Origin of the sequence: Mesorhizobium alhagi CCNWXJ12-2, from assembly GCF_000236565.1 — a bacterium.
GTDB classification, from domain to species: domain Bacteria; phylum Pseudomonadota; class Alphaproteobacteria; order Rhizobiales; family Rhizobiaceae; genus Allomesorhizobium; species Allomesorhizobium alhagi.
The window spans coordinates 21,843-44,848 of the sequence record NZ_AHAM01000262.1 but is presented as its reverse complement, the minus strand read 5'-3'; the positions used below and the strand labels follow the sequence as shown (position 1 = coordinate 44,848).

25 protein-coding genes are annotated in these 23,006 nt (G+C 60.8%); 17 read left to right on the top strand and 8 right to left on the bottom strand.

Translation table 11 applies throughout. The annotated features are described in order from the left end of the window. Positions 1–139 precede the first annotated feature (139 nt). Positions 140–649 carry a hypothetical protein gene (locus MAXJ12_RS37150; RefSeq protein ID WP_139044067.1) on the bottom strand — a complete coding sequence of 170 codons (510 nt, stop codon included), beginning with the start codon at positions 647–649 and terminating at the stop codon, positions 140–142. A gap of 1,389 nt (positions 650–2,038) precedes the next feature. On the opposite strand from MAXJ12_RS37150, the gene MAXJ12_RS37145 reads away from it, so the two are divergent. Then, the gene (locus MAXJ12_RS37145) at positions 2,039–2,464 is read left to right on the top strand and encodes a hypothetical protein (RefSeq protein WP_139044066.1); all 426 of its coding nucleotides are present in this window, start codon (positions 2,039–2,041) and stop codon (positions 2,462–2,464) included. Between the two features lie 316 nt (positions 2,465–2,780). On the opposite strand, the gene MAXJ12_RS27795 is transcribed toward MAXJ12_RS37145, so the two are convergent. Continuing rightward, positions 2,781–4,019: a YcaO-like family protein gene (locus tag MAXJ12_RS27795; protein ID WP_008839445.1), complete on the bottom strand. Its 1,239-nt coding sequence runs from the start codon at positions 4,017–4,019 to the stop codon at positions 2,781–2,783. 167 nt (positions 4,020–4,186) lie between these two features. Between MAXJ12_RS27795 and MAXJ12_RS27790 the strand changes: the two genes are divergently transcribed. Beyond that, positions 4,187–5,914 carry an adenylate/guanylate cyclase domain-containing protein gene (locus tag MAXJ12_RS27790; protein WP_040588399.1) on the top strand — a complete coding sequence of 576 codons (1,728 nt, stop codon included), beginning with the start codon at positions 4,187–4,189 and terminating at the stop codon, positions 5,912–5,914. A gap of 18 nt (positions 5,915–5,932) precedes the next feature. On the opposite strand, the gene MAXJ12_RS37140 is transcribed toward MAXJ12_RS27790, so the two are convergent. Then, complete coding sequence (locus MAXJ12_RS37140) at positions 5,933–6,511, bottom strand: hypothetical protein (RefSeq protein ID WP_139044065.1); 579 nt, start codon at positions 6,509–6,511, stop codon at positions 5,933–5,935. A gap of 166 nt (positions 6,512–6,677) precedes the next feature. Between MAXJ12_RS37140 and MAXJ12_RS27775 the strand changes: the two genes are divergently transcribed. Then, positions 6,678–8,021: a S8 family peptidase gene (locus MAXJ12_RS27775; RefSeq protein WP_008839440.1), complete on the top strand. Its 1,344-nt coding sequence runs from the start codon at positions 6,678–6,680 to the stop codon at positions 8,019–8,021. Then, a complete protein-coding gene (locus tag MAXJ12_RS27770; protein WP_008839439.1) occupies positions 8,012–9,166 on the top strand; it encodes a DUF1501 domain-containing protein in 1,155 nt (384 codons plus the stop codon). Before MAXJ12_RS27775 ends, MAXJ12_RS27770 begins: the two co-directional genes overlap by 10 nt. Before the next feature lie 569 nt (positions 9,167–9,735). Here MAXJ12_RS27770 and MAXJ12_RS27765 read toward each other — a convergent pair. The 3 genes from MAXJ12_RS27765 to MAXJ12_RS27755 are packed head-to-tail and all read right to left on the bottom strand — an operon-like array spanning position 9,736 to position 11,133. Continuing rightward, the gene (locus tag MAXJ12_RS27765) at positions 9,736–10,572 is read right to left on the bottom strand and encodes an NYN domain-containing protein (RefSeq protein WP_008839438.1); all 837 of its coding nucleotides are present in this window, start codon (positions 10,570–10,572) and stop codon (positions 9,736–9,738) included. Further along, positions 10,562–10,771, bottom strand: a complete 210-nt coding sequence (locus MAXJ12_RS27760; protein ID WP_008839437.1) for a hypothetical protein — start codon at positions 10,769–10,771, stop codon at positions 10,562–10,564. Before MAXJ12_RS27760 ends, MAXJ12_RS27765 begins: the two co-directional genes overlap by 11 nt. After that, entirely contained in the window at positions 10,768–11,133 is a 366-nt protein-coding gene (locus MAXJ12_RS27755) for a helix-turn-helix transcriptional regulator (protein WP_202946710.1), read from the bottom strand. Before MAXJ12_RS27755 ends, MAXJ12_RS27760 begins: the two co-directional genes overlap by 4 nt. A 470-nt stretch (positions 11,134–11,603) precedes the next feature. Here MAXJ12_RS27755 and MAXJ12_RS27750 point away from each other — a divergent pair, with 470 nt between their 5' ends. Then, a complete protein-coding gene (locus MAXJ12_RS27750) occupies positions 11,604–12,887 on the top strand; it encodes a tyrosine-type recombinase/integrase (protein WP_008839435.1) in 1,284 nt (427 codons plus the stop codon). A gap of 28 nt (positions 12,888–12,915) precedes the next feature. Here the strand turns inward: MAXJ12_RS27750 and MAXJ12_RS27745 are convergent, their stop codons facing one another. Both MAXJ12_RS27745 and MAXJ12_RS27740 read right to left on the bottom strand, forming a co-directional pair. Next, the gene (locus MAXJ12_RS27745) at positions 12,916–13,596 is read right to left on the bottom strand and encodes a tetratricopeptide repeat protein (RefSeq protein WP_244421620.1); all 681 of its coding nucleotides are present in this window, start codon (positions 13,594–13,596) and stop codon (positions 12,916–12,918) included. Between the two features lie 193 nt (positions 13,597–13,789). Then, positions 13,790–14,464, bottom strand: coding sequence for a L,D-transpeptidase (locus MAXJ12_RS27740; protein WP_008839433.1), 675 nt, complete (start codon positions 14,462–14,464; stop codon positions 13,790–13,792). Between the two features lie 213 nt (positions 14,465–14,677). Between MAXJ12_RS27740 and MAXJ12_RS27735 the strand changes: the two genes are divergently transcribed. From MAXJ12_RS27735 to MAXJ12_RS37855, 12 genes are all read left to right on the top strand, one after another. Next, the gene (locus MAXJ12_RS27735) at positions 14,678–15,274 is read left to right on the top strand and encodes a hypothetical protein (RefSeq protein WP_008839432.1); all 597 of its coding nucleotides are present in this window, start codon (positions 14,678–14,680) and stop codon (positions 15,272–15,274) included. Between the two features lie 12 nt (positions 15,275–15,286). Further along, complete coding sequence (locus MAXJ12_RS27730) at positions 15,287–15,895, top strand: hypothetical protein (RefSeq protein ID WP_008839431.1); 609 nt, start codon at positions 15,287–15,289, stop codon at positions 15,893–15,895. Between the two features lie 20 nt (positions 15,896–15,915). Then, the gene (gene sctJ / locus MAXJ12_RS27725; protein WP_040588397.1) at positions 15,916–16,722 is read left to right on the top strand and encodes a type III secretion system inner membrane ring lipoprotein SctJ; all 807 of its coding nucleotides are present in this window, start codon (positions 15,916–15,918) and stop codon (positions 16,720–16,722) included. Then, complete coding sequence (locus tag MAXJ12_RS27720; protein WP_008839429.1) at positions 16,719–17,330, top strand: SctK family type III secretion system sorting platform protein; 612 nt, start codon at positions 16,719–16,721, stop codon at positions 17,328–17,330. The genes sctJ and MAXJ12_RS27720 overlap by 4 nt, the downstream gene beginning before the upstream one ends. Beyond that, a complete protein-coding gene (sctL, locus tag MAXJ12_RS27715; RefSeq protein ID WP_008839428.1) occupies positions 17,327–17,935 on the top strand; it encodes a type III secretion system stator protein SctL in 609 nt (202 codons plus the stop codon). The genes MAXJ12_RS27720 and sctL overlap by 4 nt, the downstream gene beginning before the upstream one ends. Further along, positions 17,932–19,272: a FliI/YscN family ATPase gene (locus tag MAXJ12_RS27710; protein ID WP_008839427.1), complete on the top strand. Its 1,341-nt coding sequence runs from the start codon at positions 17,932–17,934 to the stop codon at positions 19,270–19,272. The genes sctL and MAXJ12_RS27710 overlap by 4 nt, the downstream gene beginning before the upstream one ends. Continuing rightward, complete coding sequence (locus tag MAXJ12_RS27705) at positions 19,269–19,760, top strand: hypothetical protein (protein ID WP_008839426.1); 492 nt, start codon at positions 19,269–19,271, stop codon at positions 19,758–19,760. Before MAXJ12_RS27710 ends, MAXJ12_RS27705 begins: the two co-directional genes overlap by 4 nt. Beyond that, positions 19,754–20,881: a type III secretion system cytoplasmic ring protein SctQ gene (gene sctQ, locus MAXJ12_RS27700; RefSeq protein WP_008839425.1), complete on the top strand. Its 1,128-nt coding sequence runs from the start codon at positions 19,754–19,756 to the stop codon at positions 20,879–20,881. Before MAXJ12_RS27705 ends, sctQ begins: the two co-directional genes overlap by 7 nt. Continuing rightward, positions 20,878–21,528: a type III secretion system export apparatus subunit SctR gene (gene sctR, locus MAXJ12_RS27695; RefSeq protein ID WP_008839424.1), complete on the top strand. Its 651-nt coding sequence runs from the start codon at positions 20,878–20,880 to the stop codon at positions 21,526–21,528. Before sctQ ends, sctR begins: the two co-directional genes overlap by 4 nt. 27 nt (positions 21,529–21,555) lie before the next feature. Next, positions 21,556–21,825 carry an EscS/YscS/HrcS family type III secretion system export apparatus protein gene (locus MAXJ12_RS27690; protein ID WP_008839423.1) on the top strand — a complete coding sequence of 90 codons (270 nt, stop codon included), beginning with the start codon at positions 21,556–21,558 and terminating at the stop codon, positions 21,823–21,825. Between the two features lie 4 nt (positions 21,826–21,829). Then, a complete protein-coding gene (gene sctT / locus MAXJ12_RS27685; protein WP_008839422.1) occupies positions 21,830–22,654 on the top strand; it encodes a type III secretion system export apparatus subunit SctT in 825 nt (274 codons plus the stop codon). Between the two features lie 144 nt (positions 22,655–22,798). Then, positions 22,799–22,972 carry a hypothetical protein gene (locus MAXJ12_RS37855; protein ID WP_008839421.1) on the top strand — a complete coding sequence of 58 codons (174 nt, stop codon included), beginning with the start codon at positions 22,799–22,801 and terminating at the stop codon, positions 22,970–22,972. The last annotated feature ends 34 nt before the right edge of the window (positions 22,973–23,006 follow it).

The window sequence follows — 23,006 nt, the reverse complement described above, 5'->3', positions numbered from 1 at the left end:
ATCATCGATGCGCAGAAGCGTCGGCGAATTCGCCAGCCAGCTTCTTTCCGGCGCGGTCGAGATCGTTGACCTCTCGGCCGTGCTTGGTCCGCTAATCCCCACCGTGCGCTTGGCTACAACCGTGGTAAGTCTCAAACCCTCAGGTCTGTTCTCTCGCGCGCCTGTTTGCCTGTCGAATTCGGTTCTGCTCGCGCTTGTGAGCTGCCTTTTGTTCCGGGGTCATGTCGGAGAGATGGCGATACGGGCGGACCGGACGGCCGACTTTGGCCGCATATTCATCACGATCGGCCTTCCGCTTCTTCGCGTAGTAATTCGGGTCGTGAATCCGGTATCTCGGAAGGGCTTCGCGAATGAGCTCGCGCATTGCATTCCGGGCGGTGGCGCTTTCTTCTTCCCGTTCGAGCTGCTCTAGCAGGTGGTATTCGGAGTCGCTCAGCGACGTCTCCTCGACCGGCGCGGGCTCGGTGGTGACATCCAACAGGTCAAGCTCGCGCAAGGCCTGATCCAAGCCAGCTCTGCCATCGCCGCCTCTGCTGATCTCCGCTCGTACAGGATCGTGCCCCTGTTCGAGTCGCTCGAGGTTTCGGCGCGCGTGCGCTTCCATTTCGTCGTCGGTAAGGGGCTGGGTTCGGATATTCAGGTTCGACATGGAGGATGCTCGTTGTATTCCGAGGTTATAATCACGCTTTTCCGGATGCAAGGGGCGCTGGTCACGCTTTTGCACCCAGTTCGCACCCCCATCGCCGCGGAAACAGACGTCACGCTTTTCCCTCTTATTTATTACTATAAAGAACAAAATAAAAAACAAATCCGGAAAAGCGTGACGCCGCACAAGCCTCGCCTTCGGCTCGGCCGAGCTCCGCTCCGGCTTACTCGCGCGCTTCGCGCGCTCGTATGCCTACGCTCGCTCGAGCATTTCTGTACATTTCTCCCGGAGAAGGTGTTGAGGGGTCCCAAACCCTGCTCCGGTGAAGTCTGTGCAGGCCGCTCCAGCCATGGGTGTGAAGAGACCCTGCCGCCTACCGGGCGCCTTGAACGAACGTTGCCGGCGATAGGATAACCCTCTGCACAGAAACGGCCGTAAACGGGTCGCCAGCGAGCGCGAAAGGGTCCGGAGATATCAGAACAGCGGCGAGAACAAATGCCTCTCTACCGGGCTTAGCTCAACATGCCCCACAAGTTGGCTAAACAGAGAGGCGTTCCCAGGCCAGCGGCGCGGCAGGCAAGGAGTGTCATCACCTCCTTGGCAAATCTCGAGCTGTCCCTCGCCTGGCCCGCGCCACCCGGCCGCAAAGCGACTGCGAGAGGAGGCATTCTGTTGCGGAGCGGCCCGGGCGGCTCCAATATCGCGACTCACCCACTGCCTGCCAGCCTGCTATGCCAAAGCCTCAAAAACGTGATCGAGCTTATTTCGAGCGCCGCCTCCGCAACGAGTTTCCGGCCATCTATGCCGATTTCCTGGCCGGCAAATTCGGAACCATCAATGCAGCAGCGAAAGCAGCCGGCCTGATCAAGTCACCCAGCGGCCTGGAAGCTCTCCAGCGTGCCTGGAAGCGGGCAAGCCCGACGGAGCGAAAGCAATTCATTGCCGGATTGCGAAGTGCTGCCGGAAAGCCCTCCCCGGTCGCGGCTCGCCCAAGACCAGCGGTCACGCCCGATCGGTATGTACTCGACTGGGCCAAAAAGCGCATTCTTGAAATCATGGCCAAGCAAGGACTTTCGGAAACTGATGTTATGCGGGAACTCGGCCCGGAGCCCTCTAATACGTCGCTGTGGCGGGCCATTGGCAGTAAGCGGGGACCCACACGGATCGCGCCAGAACTCGCCAGGGCGCTCGAGAAATGGCTGGATAAGAATCGAAACGTTTGATCGCGTAGAGTCTCTACGACTCTGAAGTCAGCCGCGCCATAAGCCAATGCGTGTTTGTAGAGTCTCTACGAATCTGGCGGAGAGGCGGAAGATTCGCCTGTTCGCGCTGCCACCTGTCAAATCTGTCGCATTGGCGGATCGGCCGATCTCCTAACGGATATTCCGCACCATGGGCAAGTGCACGTCGATCGACCGCGTGGGCCTCAGCAATGGAGTGCATCCGGGTCGCCGTGCCAGCAGCACCCGTCCGAAGAGAACACACTCGGTCGAGCACAGCGAAGCGCCCTCAGAGGTCTCGGATAATATATATTCTCCCAGGCTGTCCAAGGATTCCGCTCGCTTTCCAGGGCTAGGCATGAGGGCTGATGCAGCAGAGCTCGAATTGCTTTTCGATGGAACGAAACGGATTTTTGCGACCAGTGCTACTGCCGACCAGTCGGTCCTTTCAATTGCACGTAAGTCCCTGAAATGCGAAGGTTCAGCAGAAGTTAACCTGAAGGCAAAAACACGAATTCACGTCTCCAACGTCAACTCTGTGTTAAATATGGGTTACGAAAATCGGCTATTTGCTAAGATGACGAAACAATCGCGTTAACGCAGCGATGCCCAAGACCGATCAATGTTAACGTCGATGTTAACGTTGCCGCGACCTGTCCATTTGGGTCCACCGCCGAGCGCGCCTTCAGAAGTGGCCCCGGATTCGCGACACGGGCATTGTGAATCGACAGATCCAAGGATGATCCACGATAAGGACACGCTATGCGGGAAATTACGTGAATCGGCGGGCTTCAAGGACCAAGTTCACCGGAGCAAGCTGCCAAACTGTCTCAACCCGCCGGTCCCCTCTTAAAGGTCGCGGCTCCGGGCATGAAAGCCTCTTTCCTGGCTCTCAGCATGACGCAGCTTAGGCATCATAATGGAAAGAGTGTTTCGAAGCTGGGCTGGGACAATGACGGCTTCAACCCCATGCGAACCGGAACATCGTAGAGCCTCCCGGCGGCGAACCTGGGTTTCGTATGACGAAGGCCAGGCACAAACACGCGTGCGACAGGTGATTTGCGGTCGCGCGTCAGGTCGACCACGAGGAGCTCAAGGTCCCGCTTCCGGCAGGTGTCGAGACAAGAGCACCAGTCGAGTCGCAACTCGTCAGGCGAGGCCGGAACGGTCGCGCCGCCCAACAGGTGTGGATACTGGTGAATGTCCACTTCCAGATGCCACCGGTAGAGTTGCAGTGCCCCCATGGTAAAACCCGCGGTGCCGGACAGAACGGCCGTCCGTTTCAGGAGCGCAAGGTTCGCCTCACATTCTGCAAGTTCACCCACAGCCCGTCGTGCCGCCTCCGAGGTGGATCGGCCGGCCGCGAGGCCAAACGCCATCGCCCGCCCGCCGACATCATGGGAGATCGCGGCGACAACGGGGATGGGCAGGTCGAGCTTCAGGTTCAGCAGGCGCAATTCCCGGCTCTGCGTCTGCAGCCAATCGGCGTATTGGGACGCCAGCCCATCCGCCAGCGAAGTCAGGTCTATCAGAGGCAGAACCAGCTGATGGTACCACCATATGGCTGTTGCATCGCGTTCCACGACTTCCAAGAAGCCGCGCACGACCGCGTCCTCTATACTCGACCCCCTCGCAAGACCATTGGAGTCCGCCGGGGGCAGGCCTGATGACTCGTCGTTAGGAAACCCGAGAAAGCACAATCCCGCAGGCAGCCAGGCCTCGCTCGTGCTAAAGCGTGGATCGCTCCGGATCCAGTCCAGCGGCTGCGACCTGCGCCAGCGAATCGGGACCGCGCGGCTATCATCGACGTTTTCGTTCCAGTGCATCCGCTCGCCATACTGCGCATCGCTGAAAAGTGTGAGTGCAGGCGGCTCGATCACGTGCCCGCGCAATTCGCCGGCGCGGGCATGTGAGAGCCGCTCATGAGGGATCATCTGGGCGAAATAGGTTTCATCGGCCTCGTATCCGCAGGCGGTTGCCGCCTCCTGAATGGTGTTGCCCCACCCTGACGCGAAACGAGGAGGTTTGGCCCCTCGTACGGGACCGGCCGCGACCGTGATCGGGCAACCGAGCGTGGGATCGGTGATCACGATGGGGCCGTAAACTAGGCTTGATCCGCCGGCCCCAGCCTCGAACGCCTGCCGCTCCGGCATGATGGACCCTTCACCCAAGCAACGCCCTCAATGTTCGATCCTATGCACTATCGGCACAAATTGCTCATTCGCACGCTGACACGCACTGAAGTATGATGCAAACTCTGCGAGGCGCTTTGATGTCGTCAAGCAGCCAACGTCGAGCATATAACCCGCCGAGGGGTAGAATGAACGCGGGAGACAGCAATCTTCAGCGACGTCTGACGGCTATCCTGGCTGCTGACGTGGTCGGTTACTCGTCGCTAATGGCCCGGGACGAGGAACGCACCTTCGCCCTCGTGAAGCATCTCATGCGGGACCAAATAGAGCCCAGGATCACCCACCACCGGGGGCGGGTGGTGAGAACGACCGGAGACGGGATGCTCGCCGAGTTCCCAAGCGCTGTCGGAGCCGTGCGGTCGGCAGTGGAAGTCCAGGAACTGCTCGGCGTCCACTCTGCGGGGAAGGCCAGCCAGGAAATTTTTCTCCGGATTGGGATCAACTTCGGTGACATCATTGTCGATACTGATGGCGATGTTTTCGGAGATGGCGTCAACATAGCCGCGCGCCTGGAACAGTTCGCCAGCCCAGGCGGCATCTGCCTTTCCGGAAAGGTGCACGACGAAGTTCGCGACAAAATTCATCTTCCGTTTGAGTATTGCGGTGAACAGCATCTCAAGAACATTCCACGCCCGGTTCCCGTATACTCGTTGTTCCACAAGCCCAAAGGGCTGCCACCTGCATCGACTGCACAACCGAGCAAGCCCTCCATCCTCGTTCGCCCGTTCAAGAGCGCGGGCGATGTCCAACCGTACTTCAGCGACGGCTTCACCGAAGACGTCGTCACGGAACTGACGCGCTTTACTCAGCTCACGGTTGCGTCCCATTACACGTCGACGCGGCTCAAGGATGTCGAGCTCGCACTGGTCGCGGATAACGGCGTGGATTTTGTCATCGAAGGCGGCATCCGCCGCATGGGCCGGCGAATGCGCATTTCTTGCGAGCTGGTCGACGCAACCTCGGGTGAGTGCTTGTGGGCCGAGCATTACGACGGGGACGAGCAGGACGTTTTCGAGGTCCAGGACGAACTGATCGGAAAGATCGTCGGAACCGTCATCGGCCGTCTTACGGCCGCAGGCGCTGAGAAGGCGCGGCGTAAACCACCTGCCAATCTCGCGGCCTACGAGTGCGTGCTTCGGGGCAATGCCCTGCCCCTGGGCGACATCGCGGCCGAAACGGAGGCCCGACAATGGTACGAGCGGGCGATCGAGCTCGATCCATCCTACGGGCGCGCGTACGCCAAGCTCGCCCACTATAAACAGCTCGAATGGTTCCGCGACATGGGGCCGTCGGATGCGGTGCTTGCCGAGGCATATGACATCGCCAAGAAGGCGGTGGCGCTTTCACCCAACGATCCAGTCTGCCTGAACATACTGGGCTGGGTGCTCCTCCACCGTCGTGACTTCGAGGTGGCATCCCAGCTATACACGCGCGCGCTCGACCTCAATCCGCACGATCCGGAGCAAGTCTCCTATCAGGGAACATATCAAACATTTGCCGGCGAGCCCCAAAGTGCCTTGGGCTGGTTCGAACGGGCGCGAGTGCTCGATCCCCTCTACGAACCTTCGTGGTATTGGCCGTTCCGCGGCCTTGCCCATTTTATTGCCCACCGTCCCGATCAGGCGCTTGTCGATCTGGGCCGCTCGTCCACAATGCCAACGTGGGTCACGGTCTATCTGGCCGCCTCAAACGCCCTGCTTGGGCGAAGTGCGGAGGCGGAGACCTATGCGTCCCTGGTTATGCGAGGCGCACCGGAATTCTCCGCGCTGCGATTCGCTACCAAGGAACCTTACAAGCTGGACGGAGACCGCAACACGCTGCTTAACGGCATGCGGGGCGCGGGATTGCCGGAATAGAGAAATGGGCTGTCGCTGTCACCTGCACCCGAAGAGGACGGCCGTGGCAAGCTCGTCGTGATAATGCCGGCCCTGGCCGTATCGGTGATAATCGCGGAGATACTTTATCAGGTCGTCTCGGGTGAGCACGTCATTTGGTAGCGTCGGAACTACAATGTTTATTTCTCCGGGCTGATCAAAAACCAGATTTACGCGCTCCTTGATGACTTCTTGAAGCACCACCGTCAGATCGTCATGTAGTCCAATAAGGGGAGTAGCGGTTGCTACCGCGCCTCCTTGCATAGTTGGCGCCCGACGCGGGTAGCGAAGTGGGTTTCCATTGGCCTGGAGAATTGTGAATCTCTGGCTGGTGGGAGACGTCGCGGTGACGGTGCCAACCAAAACGTCCCTCGTGACCTCGTTCTGGCTATTGCGAAGCGAAATCACGTTGCTCGAGGCGAACATATTGGTGTTGACAGTGATCGTTAGTGGGTTGATCGCGTTCATTGCCGTGATGTTGGCGGCAATCGAAGGCGGCAAAGCCTTGAGCCAAGCCCCTATAATTGCAGCTCCGATCTCCTGGGCCTGTCTGCCTGAATTCAACTTTGCTTTGGGCACGGCCAACGTTCCTCAATCCGAGATCGGGAGGTAGACTAAACGGCTTTGATGTTTGCCGCAAGCAGAGCGAAACCTTATGCGGTATCCAGAAAGTTTTCATGGACAGATCGAAACAATGAGAGCATCCTGAATTGAAGGGTCAGCCGCACTTCTGAAGGGGGGCGCCATGATACTTGACCGGCTTCGTATCCTTATGATCGGAAGTCTGTTAACCTCAGTCGTTATTGTCGGTCAGAAGGCCTTTAGCGAAGAGACTTCTGACTCGAATCTTGAGGTCGAGAAGACTTTCGTCGTGGATATTGCCCAGGCGGCAGTGTTTCAAGAGGACATCGACGCACTGAACAAGGAAATTGTCGGTAAGGGCAAGCTAGGGGCGGTTGACTTGCCTGATCTCGGCGTCAGCATGGTCACGGGAACATTTACCGAAAGAGAGATCGAAGAGCTTCGCTCTAAGGGGTACGAGGAGCGCGATTCTTTGGAGGTAAATCTGTTCGCTGACGGGATGTGCGAGCAGCGGGAGCGCTTGGAAGCGTGGCCTACCGATATTGTTCCGCCCAGCGTCTGCAGGGTGATCCGGCCGCAGACGCCGATTACAGGAACTCTTCCGACTGTTTGGATAATCGACAGCGGCGTCGATCCGCTTGTGGTGTCCGAAGGTCTGCTGGATGTTGAAGAGATCATTGATTGCGTCTCTAGCCCCTGCCAGCCAGCAGCGAACCCGCGGGATGAGTCGGGTCACGGCACCGCGGTTGCGGGCATCATCGGCGGAAAACGTGGCCGCGATGTAGGCCTGCTTGGCGTCGCCCCTGGCGCCCGGCTCAAGATCGTCAGGGCCTTCAAAAGAAACAAGACCAGGCTCTTTGGTGGTCCTCTCCTCGCAATCATGTATGTGCGCGCCATTGCAAACTCCGGCGACATTGTAAACTTGAGCTGGGGCGCGGAGTTCTTGGAGAGCGCAAGAAGCGACGAAGATATCGAGGACCTCAGGACGTTTGACTCGTACCTTTATGAAATGGCTGATCGCGGAATGCACATCGTCATTGCCGCGGGGAACGCTCTAGAAAACGATGTTGGCGCTTGGGTGCAGTCTTACTTCCCTGCAAACGCAGCGCCTTACGGTTCGCTGGCCACAGGTGGCATATACAGCGTGTCGGCTTCCGAGAGCACATTTGTTGCGACGACAGGTTCAGGGCCTTGCGCGGGGGTCAACAATGCCTGGTGTGATACGCTATGGCGTGGAGGGGCGTTCGGCGCATTGTATGCAGCGCCGGGAGTCGGCGTAATGACGCTATGGAAGAGCCAAGGCGCAGCAAAGCTCAGGAGCAACGTCTGTTCGGGAACATCTTTCGCAGCGCCGGCGCTGGCGGGGCTGCTTGCGCGCAAGGCGACAGTGAGTACGGTAGCGATCAAGGCGGGACGCCTCCCCAACAACCAGAATGTTGACCGCGTCGTATACAACGCGCCGGGCAACCCAGACCTCACCGATGCGGCTCATCCAATATGCAACTGACCCGAAGAGCCGCCCTGCAAGGGCTTATTCTGGCGCCTGTCTTCGGCAGCGTGCCTTTAGCCAGGGCCGCGGAATCCATCGCGCCCGGCAACGAACCGCGCCTGCTCGTCGTCCATCTACGCGGCGGGCTCGATGCCCTTGCCGCCCTGCCACCGCATGGGGATCCTAATTTTGCCTCGGCACGCGGCCCCCTCGCGCCTTTTGACAGTGCCGATGTTGCTGCTGCCCTCAAGCTCGACGGGCTCTTCGCCCTGCACCCGGCGTTGGGAGCATTGCTTCCATACTACCAGTCCGGCGAGTTGCTGATCGTGCCCGCGACGGCCGTTCCAGATGCGGACCGGTCCCATGCGGCTGCCCAGGTCGCGCTGTTCGATGGCGATATCGACAGTGGCAGCGCCGGATGGCTCGACCGGGCTTCATCCGTGCTGTCGAGCAGGCAGCACGCGGTGTGGAGGGCGGCACCGGCCGACCGGTCAATGGACATGCTGGCTGATCTTGTGCTGGCCAATCCGCGACTCGACATCGCCCGCCTCTGTGCCGAGGGCGCATGCCTGGCCGGCGGGGACGATCGCGATGACCTTCTTGGACAACGCGGCGTAGCCGACGCCGCCCGCATTGCCGAAGCGGCCGGGAACGGCGCTCTGGTCCTATCGGCGGCGGGCGGCCCGCGTATCGCGATGCTTGAATTGGCCGGCTTCGATACTCATGTCGCGCAGGGAGCGCAAGCCGGACGGCTGGCGCGGGCGTTGGATGCGCTGGCGCGCGGCCTCGTCACATTTGCCAAGGCGTCCGGGCCTGCCTGGAAGAGGACGGCGGTCCTGGTGGTCACCGAGTTTGGCCGCTCGGTAGCGCTTAACGCCGACGGCGGCACCGAACACGGGACCGCCAGCGTTACATTTCTGATGGGCGGCGCCGTCGCGGGTGGTCGGATCGGGAATCGCTGGCCCGGACTTGCTCCCGACCGGCTTCAAGGCGGGACAGACCTGGCTGCTACGACCGACGCGCGATCGATCATACGAGCCATTCTGACGGAACACCTGCGTCTTCCTGACCGAGCATTGGCCAAGATTTTCCCAAGCGCCGCCGGGATACCGGCAATGCCTGGACTGTTTAGGGCCAATCCAACACACACGGAATCGGTCTAATCTTGCCCTCACTCCGGCTGGATGATCTGCAAGCATGTTCGAACAGGCGCAGCGAGATTCTGGACGATGGGCAGTCCCTGCGTTCGGGAGGGCAAATACGCGGGAACTCCAACCGTTGCACGAATGAGCCTCGAGAACGTCTGGATTTGGCGAGCGAGCAGACCTTCCTCGACTCCACCGAACATCAGCTCGTGATGCACCGCGTTGCAAACGTCGACATTGCTTCGGTGCGTTAGGTTCCGGCCGATCTTCGATGGACCGCTTCGTCGACCCGTCCGGCCCGGTGGCCGCGGCCTTTGCGTAACAAGGACTGAGTTCGGCATGGGCGGATCTTCGGCCGATGTGTGGGGCGCCAAAACGCATCCGGATGGTCGTCAGCGGGGTTTCTAGGACTTCGATCTCGCCCCGCTCGAACCTCCCATGGTTCGCTGCCAGTTTCTCGGGACAAAAGTCCCTTGGTTCCTAACCGCCGGTTCCACCCGGCTACACAACGGTAAAGACACGGCCCGTCGTCACCAGGATGGCGCACAGGTCTGACAAGCCAGCCGCGCGGCAGACGGCTGGGTCCATCAAGACACGAGTTCCCCGGTTCCTAATTCGACGTCCGTGTCATCGAGCCCGGCATCGTGAAGCACTACCTGCACTTTATCCCTCGTCGCCATCGGTTTTGCCTTTCTCTTCTTGGTGATCAACCGGACCTGGGCCTCTCCGTCGCGCGGTGCATCGACGATTACCGGACGTCCGAGGGCAATGAGCAAGTCCCGCAAGCGGAGATGTCCATATGTCCTCGGATCGAAGTCATTTCTCTGGCGTTCGAGCTCGCGCTCGAGATGGTCGAGCAGCACCCAACTCCCCGGCTCGACGGCGAGGCTGGTCATGCTGGTTCTGATGATCTGCTTGGCGTCGCTGATCGGACGCAATGGCTTCATCTTCGCGTGCGAGGCGGCGTTGTGTGCGTCGAACTTCAGGTTCTCGAGATGAACGAAGCGGGTGCAAGCGCGCTTGAACCGCTCTGGCGTCTTGTGACTGCCGAAAACATAGCAGTCCAGGTTCTGCTCGCGGATGCGGATCGCCAGGCGCATGAAATCGCTGTCCGACGACACGATGCAGAAACCGTCATAGTCGCCGCTGTGAACGAGATCCATCGCGTCGATGACCAGCGCGATATCGGCCGAGTTCTTGCCCCGGCCGTAGGCGAACTGATGGTGCGGCACGATGGCCTGTCGGGCAAAGACTTCTTCCCAGACGGCGGCCTGCGGACCATTGAAGTCGCCGTATGCCCGCCTCAGGACGGGGCTTCCGAACCTTTCCGCGACCTCGCAGATGACGCGGCCAATCGTGCTCGCCGGGACGTTCTCGGCGTCTATGAGGACGGCGATGCGCCTGGTTTCCCGCTTAGTCGTCATGTTTATCGAACTTTGCAAACGGACCAGAGCGGCGCAAATCTTCAAATACTCGTCGCAACTGCTGGACGCGCTTGAGCGTCGGCGGCGGATCGCTGTCCCAAGTCGCCAGCCTGATTACCTCGATCCAGAGTCTCTCATTGGCCGAAATGGGGCGGTCCCACGGACGATCGCTGGCAAGGTGTTCTGTCTCCGTGGTCATTTGCCGAACAACCCCCGGATCGCCTTCTTCGCCTTCGTCGTCAGGCTGGGGTCGATGTGATCCGACGCAGATCTGATCTCCTCCAGCCAGTCGACCTCGTTCTTCGTGACAGCAGTGCCGAATATCTCCCTGACGACCAGGGCAAGCGCACTATCCTGCTGCTCCACGGCGAGCATGAACAGCCGCGCCGGATCGCATTCGAGTGCCTTGGCCAATGCGGGCACACGGTCGAGTGGCAGCTTGCATGTGCCAGCCTTCACCATTGCCAACATATTGGTGGAGGGAAAACCTGCCTCAGCGGCGATCTCCACCTGAGTCATTCTCGGCCTGAGCTCGAGAATACGTTTTTCCAGAAATTTCACGAGCCTCGTGTCGGCGTGAGGCTTGCCCGCAGTCCTTTTCATTTTGCTCCATCCTTCAATCCTGCAGCGTCGATGCGCTGTGTGATCTCGAGTTGTAGCGATCGATTGATGGGGGTCTTGCGAGGGGTCACGGCGAAACATCTTGTTGCGTTTAGCCGACCTAAGCCGAGCTGCCGAACCGCAGCGATCAGCTCGTTTGGCGGGTGACTAGATTTTTTTTGGGATTTTCGAGTGCCTGGCCGAAATCTCGCTATAAGCTCAAACATGAAGAACGATGCCCACACCCTGCCCTTCACAATCAGTCCGGATGCACCGCTTCGCCTCTGCGTGGCTGCCAAAATTGCGTTTCCGGATGGGTCAATGGGCGCAGCAGGCTTGCGTAAGGAGCGCGATAAAGGGCGTCTGGTGACGGAGTTGATCGCAGGCAAGGAATACACAACCTTGTCGGCCATCGCAGCAATGAGGGAACTATGTCGCGTATCTCCAAGGGAGCTCGCCTCGTCTGGCGACCGGAAAGCAGAAAAGCCGATGGTTCGCTGCGCAACCGGGCCGGATGGTTCATCCGCGACGGACAGAAGTTCATTAGCGTTGGCGGCAGCGAGACAGACCGTAAACGCGCTGAAAAGGCGCTCGCTTCCTATATCACTGACAAGTACAAGCCTCAGCGCGAACGGGGACGCAGTCTCGATGAGATCCTGATCGCAGACGTAATCAACGTCTATTTACAAGACATCGCTCCGAAACACGCTAGCCCGGCCGACACCGCCACGCGGCTCGGCTTCGTGCTCGATTTCTTCGCGGGCAAATATCTCTCCGACATCAACGGCGATCTGTGCCGCAAATTTGTCGCGAAGCAGTCGACGCCGGCGTATGCTCGCCGCCAACTCGAGGATCTCCGATCAGCGATCAATCATTATCGGAAGGAAGGCTACACGGTAGCCTCGCCCGTGATCGTGCTGCCGGAGAAGTCTGAATCACGCGAGCGTTGGCTGACGCGATCGGAGGCCGCCCGGCTGCTCTGGGCCGCATGGCGCATGAAGCAGACATGGAAAGGCAATCCCAGCGGTCGCAAGACCGGCCGTCACGTCGCGCGCTGGATGCTTGTCGCGCTCTACACCGGCACGAGATCGGCAGCCATATGCGGAGCTGCCATCCGCCCGACCGAAGGCTGCGGCTATGTCGATCTCGAACGCGGCGTATTTTTCCGGCGCGCCGACGGCGCAAGGAGAACCAAGAAGCGTCAGCCTCCGGTGCGGCTTCCGTCACGGCTTCTCGCGCACATGCGCCGCTGGCGCGACACCGATCTGGAGATCAAGACGCAGGCACGCGGGAAGAGTAAAAACATCGGCCGCAAGATATCGCAGGACTTTGTCGTCGAGTGGAACGGGGAACCGGTCCAGTCGATCAAGAAGGCCTTCCGCAATGCCCGCAAAGCGGCTGGCTTGGGCGACGAGGTGACGCCGCATATCTTCCGTCACACCGCCGCGACCTGGTTGATGCAGGCGGGTGCGGACGTGTGGGAAGCCGCGGGCTTCCTCGGCATGACGACCGAGACGCTGATCGAAACCTACGGCCATCATCATCCCGACTTCCAGTCCGACGCGGCTGAGAAGATCACGTCCAAGCGGGCCATCGCCAAGGCGCCGAAGAACGTTGTTAGGATCGACGAACGGAACGCGAACCGGCCTACGTCACACCACAGAAACCCCACAGATAAGCCGGAAACAAACGCGAACGCTGGCAAATCAGCGTAATGGAAAACCCCCGGAAATCTGCTGCGGGTCAGGCCGCCATTGATCCCAGCGCAGCCGCTTTTGCCTTGATACTGCCCTTTGCTCGGATCTCTCTGCATCTTGCCAGGAGGGAAGCTATTTCCTTTGACGACAGGCCGGTCGGTGGGGAGGACTTCACATAATCGTCGTTGCCGAGCAGGCCATACACGATGACGATGTTGTTTTTGTGCCTCAGCTGCGCCTTGCCCGACGCAGCCACGCGGTGCGCGATCGGCAAGGCTACAGAAGCATTGCCCTCGAGCGCTGCCGCAAGCGCCATATTGGTCTGAAGGTCCAGATCGTCAGGCTCCAGCTTGAGCGCGGTAGTGAACGTGCTCTGCGCGTCCTGGGTCAGCCCCGCCATGGTCTGCGCTACGCCTAGCCGATTGTAGGCGCGGCTGGTATTGACAATGGGGGCCGCTTCGCTGAGCGCGCGCATACCGGCATTCAGATCCCCCGATTCAATCAGCGCAGAGCCGAGGCCAAGCATCGCCTGACCGTCGTTAGGCGACTTGACGAGCGCCGCTTTGTACTGGGCCATCGCCTCGTCCACATAGCCGGAACGAAGATAGGCATCGCCGGCTTTGACGAGGGCCGCAACGCTCGCTTCTGGCATTGCCGCAGCGCGTGCGTAAAGTGCGATGGCAGTGTCGTGCTCGCCTCGCGATTCGATGTCGCCGGCGAGCTTCACCAGCCGGTCGGAATGCGAAGTTTCAGCATCCACGGCTGCATCGTTGCTCGTCGATCCCGTGGTCTGACAGCCGGCGAGCGCAAGCGCGCATACGATCGTAAAAAGGGCTAGCCGCATTGGTCGCTCCATCTGATCGCTTGCCGGACTTCGACATCACAATAGCGGGTTGGTTTGGAACTCGACAAGCTGCGGCTCAACGCTGCACGACGACTTGAGCCCCGACGGGAACCCGTTGATAAAGATCGATAACATCGTCGTTTGTAAGCCTGATGCAGCCTGACGAATTCGCCTCGCCGATCGTCCAGGGCTGGTTGGTGCCGTGAATGCGGTAGAGCGTGGATCCGATATAGAGTGCGCGCGCGCCGAGCGGATTGTCTGGCCCTCCCACGACCTTCGCAGGGAGGATCCTGCCCTTGCTTGCCTCACGCTTTATCATCTCCGCAGGGGGGCGCCAGTCTGGCCATTCCCTCTTCTCAGAGATGCGGTCACGGCCGCTCCAGCTGAATCCCTCGCGCCCTACCCCGACCGCATATTGAAGTGCCTTGCCCCCCTCGAGGATCAGGCGAAGGCGTCGTTCCGACGTGCTGATCAGGATCGTTCCCGACCCTTCCGGACCATCATAAGGTACGATCGTGCGCGGGATGGGATTCCAGTCCTCGGACTCCTCCGGAACCGCATCGTCCTCCAGATCCGAGGGCGACAACACTATGTTGCGCGCTTCGTCATAGGACCAGGTCCGTGGATCGTAGCCGCTGTTTTCGGCGGCGGCATTCGCCTGGGCGAGAAACATAGTCGCACAAAACAGAGCCATGCCGGCCAGCCAGCCGCACACCCGGCTTGAAGCATTGAACGAAGCCCGATCCGCCATCTTTTCGAATTCCGTACTGGCAACCCCCGACGCGGACGATAGTCGACCGCTCTGCCCGAAACGAGTCCCCGGCGCGTTCCAATTGGATTTTCCGATCTCGCTCGAGAGGACTAGCTTTGTCTGAGCTATGTCTTCGGCGCGCCAGCGTCGGCGATACCTTCAATGTGACTGAATGGGCCCGTTACCGAAATGGTAGTCAGAAAGGCTATTTCTGTGCGCATTCGGATCGCCGCCGGGGCGATGGCGTTTATCTGTGCCGCCATCGCGCCGGCGAGCGCGATCGAACCCGATTGGCCGGATGGTCCGTACAAATATATCGCCGTCGATCAGCCCGTGGAGGCTGCCTTGGTGGAGTTCGGCCGAAACCTTGGCATTTCGATCAAGCTCGGCAAGGGCATCAAGGGGCGGCTAAACTCGGGCGAGCCGCACGGATCGGCGCGAGCGTTTCTGGATTGGGTATGCGATCGCTACGGGCTGGTCTGGCACTATGACCGATCCACACTCAATGTGGTGACAGAGTCGGATTTGCGCACCGAAATAGTTCAAGTTGGCCTGGAAACAGCACCCGATCTTGCAGAGAGGCTGGACAGGCTTGGTGTATCCGACAGCCGCTTTCCCTTGAGGATCTCCGAAAAAGACAGAGCCGTCACGATTTCCGGACCACCGTCCTACATTGCGCTCGTCAAGCAGAGCGTCGGCCTGGGCGATTCCGGGACTGCCGGCAAGGAAGCCAATGTGCGGGTTTTCCGCGGTCGCACCGTGGACGTTCGGGCCGTGACATCGGCAAAGCCGCCGGTCGCCACGCAGTAGGGAGCAGGAGAAATGGAAATCGCCTCGACGATGCCCTTGGCCGTAGCGGAATTGCTTCCTGACGCGACTGCTGCAGGGCTGGACATCAACATCGCCGCGGCAGCGGGTACAGGATATCTCAAGCCGGCGGTCAAGGAGTCTCCGACGGTCACGATGAACAAGATGGCCGGACACAAGACGACACCGACCACAGCCGGATCGGAACCTGCCCAATTTGCCCAGAACATCCAGAACATGCGCACGGGCAACAATGGCGACGCCGGCAATCCGCCGGCTCCCGCCGAAGCCGTAAAGGAATTTCACCTCTACGAATATATGGATGAGTCAGGCAAGCGCGGAACCGGTGGCGCCGATCCCTCCGCCCTGTTCGATTCGACGATGAAGTCGCTCGGGAGCATGGTGGAATCCGCACAGGGCGCCATGGGATCGTCGGAGCCCGCAGCGGCCGGGTCTGGCGCGGGCGGCTCCGGCCAGCCGTCCGGGAAGATGGCCGAGGCGGACATGCAGCACCTGCTTGACCAATATGTTTCCGCCTCGTGGGCCCTTTTCGGCGCCTCGCTAGCAACGAACAGCGTCTCGGCGGCGTCGTCATCTGTCAACACGCTGATCAAGCAACAATAAGCGGGCATCGGGGGAAGCACTTGTCGAACCGTCCACGTCGACTTGCGATTGCTGTCGCTGTGCTGAGCACCCTGCTGTTTCTGCAGGCGTGTTCGGTCGAACTCTACAGGGGGCTCAGCCAGCAGCAGGCGAACGAGATGGTCGCCACTCTGGTGCGCAACGGGATTTCTGCTGAGCGCACTCCAGAGAAGGATGGCAAGATGACGGTGACCGTGCGCGAAGGCAACTTTGCCGACGCTATGGCGATCCTCAACGACCACGGCCTGCCAAAACAGGAATTCGCCACACTCGGCGACGTATTCAAGCGCGACGGCCTGGTGTCCTCGCCGGTCGAGGAACGGGCGGCTATGATCTTCGGCCTGAGCCAGGAACTGTCGCGGACGATTTCGGATATAGACGGTGTTTTGACGGCAAGGGTCCATCTGGTCCTGCCGGAAAACGATCCACTGCGCCAGAAGCTTGTGCCTTCCTCCGCTTCGGTCTTCATCCGTCATCAGGCGACGGCGCCGATGGAGAGCCTCATACCGCAAGTGAAGATGCTGGTCGCCAACGGCGTAGCCGGTCTCGCTTACGACAATGTCTCGGTGGTCCTGATCCCCGTCGCAGCCCCTCCGGAACGGCCGTCGAGCGAACCGGCCCTCGCGTCCTTTTTCGGATTGCAAATGCATCCCGACAGCCTGACGGCGGCGATGTGGATCGTTTACGGCCTCGGCGCCGGCGTTCTTGTTCTCGGTGTCCTGCTTGTCAACCAGTTGCTGAATCGGAGCAGGCGCAGGACCTACTCGCTGAACCAGACGACGCTTCCGGCCAAACAGTCAGCGGTGTGAAGGCGATGGCGCCAACCGCCTTTAATCCTGACTGGGATGCTTTCGTCGAGAATCCCGCGGTCCATGCCGATGCCAGCCAGCTTGCCGCATGCTTCGGCGGCGCGATCGCGGTGCAGGGTTGCCAGTTCATGCTTGAGACGCCGCGGCTGGCCCGGCGCCTTTCGGCGCTGCTTTCTTCGCATTTTGGGCTCGCGCCGCTCGGTGACGACGTGGCGGACGAAGACCGCCGGATCGCTCTGGCGCCCAAGCGGGAGATCGAGGCCCTGGCGATGCGCGCGGGCGCGATCTGCTGGTCCGGGTCGCTGGCCGGCGCCATAGGCAAGGAAAAGGTGAGCGCCATTTACCATCAGATCGGTGAGGAGTTGTTCGCCTTTGCTTTGGCGAACAGGGATCTTGCCCCGCCGCCCCGCCCTCTGGAGCCGGTGGAGACGATCGCGGCGCGTATGCACGATGACGGCTGGCGCTGCATAGCCGCCTGGTGCGAAACCGTATCGGAGCCGGTATCCGCATGGATGAAGCTCAAGGTTCCGGACAACGTAGACCTTGATGCCGAACCGATGACAGGCGGTGCCGGGATTGTCCGCCGTGCCAGCGAGGCCGCCCGATGAGCGCAGGCATCGGACTTCCGACGCGGCCCGGCAAGCGAATTCTGAAAGCGGCCGAAGCGCAGGCCTGGCAAGACGGATTTGCCTTCCTTGACGCTGCGAAACGTAGAGCTGCCGAGCTGCACGATACGGCCCGCGGCGCCTATGGCGACAGCTTTGCCGAAGGCTACAAGGACGGCAAGGCGGAGGGCTCCGCGGAAGCCACTCGCCTCCTGGCTGAGGTCACAGCCAAGGTGGACCGCTATTTCGGTTCGATCGAGAAGGACGTCATCGGCTTGGCGACCGACGTCATCGCTCGCGTGCTTGGCGAGTTCGATGCCAGCGAATTGGTGGCGAAGGCGGCGAGGCAGACGATCTCCCAGATGCGGCGCAGCCGTTTCATCAAGGTGACGGTGCATCCGCAAGCCGTCGACGCCGTGCGAGATGAACTTGCCGCAGTCCGCGCCGAATCGAGCTTCCAGGGAATGATCGAAGTCATCGCCGATGCCGATTTGCCACGCGACGGCTGCGTCGTGGCGACCGAAGTTGCAGTGGTCGATGCGACCATCGGGGCGCAGATCGCGGCAATCGCCGAGGCGGTCCGCGACCGTGGGGAGACGCCGGCATGAGCGGGATCGACAGCCGTCTCGCCGACATCGTTCCCAATCTTCGCAGCGGTCTGCGTCAGGACGCGGCGCGGCGGCGCACTGGCAGAGTGCGCCAGGTAACCGGCGCCATAATCCATGCCGCCCTTGAAGAGGCCCGGATAGGCGAGATCTGCGATCTGGTCGATCCGAAGACCAAGAGGCGGATGAAAGCCGAAGTGATCGGACTGCTCGACGAGATGGCGATTCTGCTGCCGCTCGGCGACATTGCCGGCCTGTCGAGCCTCACCGAGGTTATTCCGACGTTCAAGAGCCAGCAGATCCGTATAGGCCCGGCCCTGCTCGGTCGCGTCATCAGCGCGCTCGGCGATCCTCTTGACGGCGCACCGCTCGACGAGACCGGCATCGCCGGCAACTATCCGGTCATTGCCGATCCCCCGCCCTCGATGCAACGCAGCCTGATCTCGGAGCCGATGACGCTTGGCATTCGTGCGCTCGACGGGCTTTTGACCTGCGCGCGCGGCCAGCGCGTTGGCCTGTTTGGAGCGCCCGGCGTCGGCAAGTCGATGTTGCTTGCCGATATTGTCTATGGAACCGATGCGGACGTTGTCGTGATCGCGCTGGTCGGCGAACGCGGACGGGAAGTGCGCGAATTCGTCGAACGCCAGGCGGGCACGGAAGGGCTTGCGCGGTCGGTGATCGTCGCCGCCACGTCGGACCGGCCGGCCATCGAGCGCGTCAAGGCGGCCCATGCAGCAACCGCGATCGCGGAATATTTCCGCGACCAGGGCAAGCACGTGCTACTCGCCATGGACAACATCACCCGTTTTGCCCGCGCCCAGCGCGAGATTGGCCTTGCTTCCGGCGAGCCGCCGACTCGGCGCGGATATCCATCCTCGCTCTTCGCCGCGCTGCCACGCCTGCTGGAGCGGGCCGGGCCAGGACGCATCGGCTCTATCACGGGCCTCTACAGCGTCCTGATGGAAGGCGACGGAACGATGGATCCGGTCGCAGAGGAGATTCAGGCGCTGCTGGACGGCCACGTCTTTCTGTCCACCGAACTGGCACAGCGTAACCACTTTCCGGCGATAGACGTCCTGCGCAGCAGAAGCCGCCTGATGGACACGGTGGTGTCGCAGGAGCACCGGGAACACGCGGGACGGATTCGGGAAATGATGTCACGCCATGCCGAGGTCGAACTTCTGGTGCGCGTCGGCGAATACGAGCGCGGCAGCGACGCCGCGACGGACGAGGCAATCGCCAAGATCGATCGGATCAACGCATTTCTGCGGCAGGATTCGAATTCGCGCGAGATGCTTGCCGAGACGCTGCGGCTCATGCGCGAGATTGCCCTGCAATGAAAGACGCCAGGTTCATCGCAGGCACCCGCTCGATACGGGAAGCGCGGTTACATCGCGCCGAAGAGGCGGCCAGCCGCAGCTACGCGGCGCACAAGGAGGCAGAACGCCACGTCGCGGATGCTGCAAAGGCGATCGACAGCCATTTGGAGCGCGCAACAGCCGCCGAGCGAATGGCGATGGACGCTATGGTTGGGCAAAAGCTGAGCGCCGCCAGCATGCAGGATCTCGAGAACACATACCTTGCCGCGCAATTCGAGGAGGCCCGACTGGCCGAAGCCAAGGATGCTGCGGAGCAACGTGTTCATGTCCGTTGGCTCGAGCTTGCGGAAGCGAAAGACAAGCTGCGTCGTGCCCGGCTGGCGCTCGAAAAGATTGACGCTCTTGCCGCCAAGGTCGCGGAGCGCGGCGCAATCCGCGAAGCCGTGCTGGTCGAACTGACGGCGGAAGAGGACTACAAGCCCGCGGAACGCCTGGCAAGATCATGCTGAAATCCGCATCCTCTCCCCCGACCGACGCGCAGCCACGCAGCCGGAAGTCGACGCATCGCCAGCCGACAAGGTCTTCGCGGACCGCATCCAAATGGGAGCCGCTGGAACTCGAAAAGATTTCGCCGGACGATCTGGAAGCTCTGAACGCATTCTATCGGGCCCGGCCAGCGGTCCGGTTTGAATTTGGCGGAATGGCGGCAACGGCCACCGCCAAATGGCGCCTAGACGAAGCGCAGGCTTGGGATACGGCGATCACGGTCGCATTTGGCGACGCCGAAGCCTCGCTGCATGTGGATCGGAGTCTCCTGATGGGTATGCTTGCCCGCCAGAACCTAGTGGCCGATCTGGACCAGCTCAATCCGGCGCATGCCGCGCTGTTGGTGGAAGCACTGATCGCCCAGGAACTGACTGATTTCGAGCACCGTTTCGGCCGTCCCGTTGAACTGAGAACTGTCGCATTCGAGCAGAACTCGGCGGCAGACGCAGCGCGTTTTCGGCTGGCGCTGCATCATGGTGATGGCGCCTCGATGGGCCTCCTTCACTTCGAAGACGAGGATTTAGCGATCGATCTTTCCCGTCTGCTGGATGCCACCGCGCCGGGACTGACAGCGGAAGCAGTCGATCCGCTCGTGACTCTCAGCATTTGCCGCGGCGCGGTCCGGATCACACTGGCGGAACTCGAAGACCTCGCCGCCGGCGATGTCGTGGTGATCGACGACACTCCTGGCGAGTCGGTATCGGCAATGGTCGAGTTGGGCGGCGTGCTCGCAGCGCCGGTCGAATTTGCAGGGTCCGGCGTGCGGTTACTCGACCGCCTGCGGAGGGTCACGGGTTCAAGATGGGAGTGGATGATGAGTTCAGGCCGGATGCGATCTATCGGCGAGCAACCTGAAGACCTTGACGTAAGCGACCTGTCGGTGACACTGGTCTTCGAAGCAGGCCGCGCGACACTGTCCGTCGAACAGGTCAGGAAACTCGCCCCCGGCGCTGTTCTTCCGCTCCCCGACGCTGCGGCGGACAATATCGACATCATTTCCGGCGGCAAGCGCATCGGACAAGGTGAAATCGTCAGGATTGGCGAAGGCCTCGGCATTCGCGTCAGGCGCATTTTCGCAAAATGATTGAAGGGGCGCCCAGCCTTCTGGTCCTGTTGATTGCCATCGGCACCGTTGGGTTGGTGCCGCTCGCCGTGGTGACGATGACGGGATTCCTGAAAATCTCGGTCGTGCTCTTCCTGATAAGGAACGCGCTGGGCGTCCAGCAGATGCCGCCGAATTTGGTGCTCTATGGCATCGCGCTGGTGCTGACGAGCTACATCACCACGCCGCTTCTGAGCGAAATGTCGAATCGGCTGCAGGGCCAGACGAAATTCGAGACTGTCGATGACGTTAGAGCTGCCGCCGAGTTGATCAAGGAACCGCTGAAGGTTCATCTCATACGCTTCACCGAGCCGAATGAGCGCAAATTCTTTCTTGAAGGCACAGGCAGGCTTTGGCCCGAGGAAGCGCGCAAAAATGTGCGCGACGACGATCTTTCCATCCTCATCCCGGCCTTCGTTGCATCGGAACTGACCCGCGCCTTCGAGATCGGCTTCCTTTTGTACCTGCCCTTCCTGATCATCGACATTGTCGTCGCCAATGTGCTGATGACGCTTGGCATGATCATGGTGTCGCCGGTGCTGATCTCCATTCCGTTGAAGCTGCTTCTGTTCGTCGCCATCGACGGATGGTCGCGGCTGATGCACGGGCTGATCCTCAGCTATGCCTGACCTCTTGCCGCCCGGGACATCAAGACAATGAACAGCGACATCATACTTGCGAGGGTCCAGGAAGCGTTCATGATCATGCTGCTCATGTCGGCGCCGGCGATCATCGTCTCGCTGGTCACCGGCCTGTTGATCGGCCTGATCCAGGCCTTGACCCAGATACAGGATCAGTCGCTGCCGCAGACGATCAAGCTCGTCGTCGTGCTGGTGGTCATCCTGATCACCGGGCCCTTTATGGCCCATCAGATCGCGGAACAGGCGACCGCGATTTTCGACGAATTTCCAACTGCGACGCGCTAGTGACATGGAATCGTTTCTGGGCTGGCTCCAGGAGGCCGAGTTCTACATTCTGGCGGCGGGCTTCGTCGTTGCGCGCATGCTGGGCTTCATCATCGTCCTGCCGCTGTTTTCCCGCCTGCGGCTGACCGGCCTGTTGCGAAACGGCGTCGCCATTGCTTTCGCGATTCCACTCTATCCGGCGTTGACGGAGGCGCTGCGCGGCGTCGATTTCACTGTGGCCACTTTCGTCATCCTCGGCCTGAAGGAGATGCTCGTCGGCGCCGCACTGGGCCTTGTACTCGGCGTGCCGTTCTGGGCGGCCGAGGCGGCCGGCGACATTGTCGACCTCCAGCGCGGCTCGACCATGGGGTCGCTGATCGACCCGATGATGACGCATGAGACAAGCCCCACCGGTACTCTCTTTGCCATCACCCTGATCGCGCTGTTCCTCGCCGCAGGCGGTCTTGAATTTATGCTGACGACGGTGTTCGACAGCTACAGGCTGTGGCCCATCGAAAGCCTGTTGCCGGTCTTCAGCGCCGAATCGGCGGATGTCTTTCTCGATTTGCTGACGCGCGTCCTCACCATGGCGCTCGTCCTGAGTTTCCCGATCGTCGTCGGTCTTTTGCTGTCGGACGTGCTGCTCGGCTTCGTGGCGAAAGCCGCCCCCCACATGAATGTCTTCGCCATGTCGTTGGTGGTCAAGACACTGGTCTTCAGCCTGCTGCTCGTCATCTATGCGGCTTTCCTCATCAGCTACATGGGCCAGGAAATGTCGTTCCTGCGCGACGCGAGCGGGCTGCTTGAGAGCCTTTCGTGCCCGAACTGCCGGCCCGGCGAGGTCCGCTGAAGGGCTTCGGCCGTCTCGGCGTGACGCCACAAACCAAATGGATTTCGTCCCGCCGTAACTCTTCCGTAAGGTTTGCGCGTAGGCGTCGAACGGAGCGTCGGCGATCTGCATTGATACGACTTAATCCCAGCGAGGAGTCCAATCATGACGACGGTCCCTTCCATAGGCGGCAGCAACCCCGAAGCGATGCTCGACAAAATGATTGCGCAGCAGGAACGTATGTTCGCGCTCGAGGTGAAGAAGGACACCCACAAGATGGAGCATGACTTCCAGATGGGCACGTCCAAGGACATGGGTAGCGCCGCCCAGAAGTCCTAACGGTCATCGTGACAAGTCGCGTCGCCGAAATTTC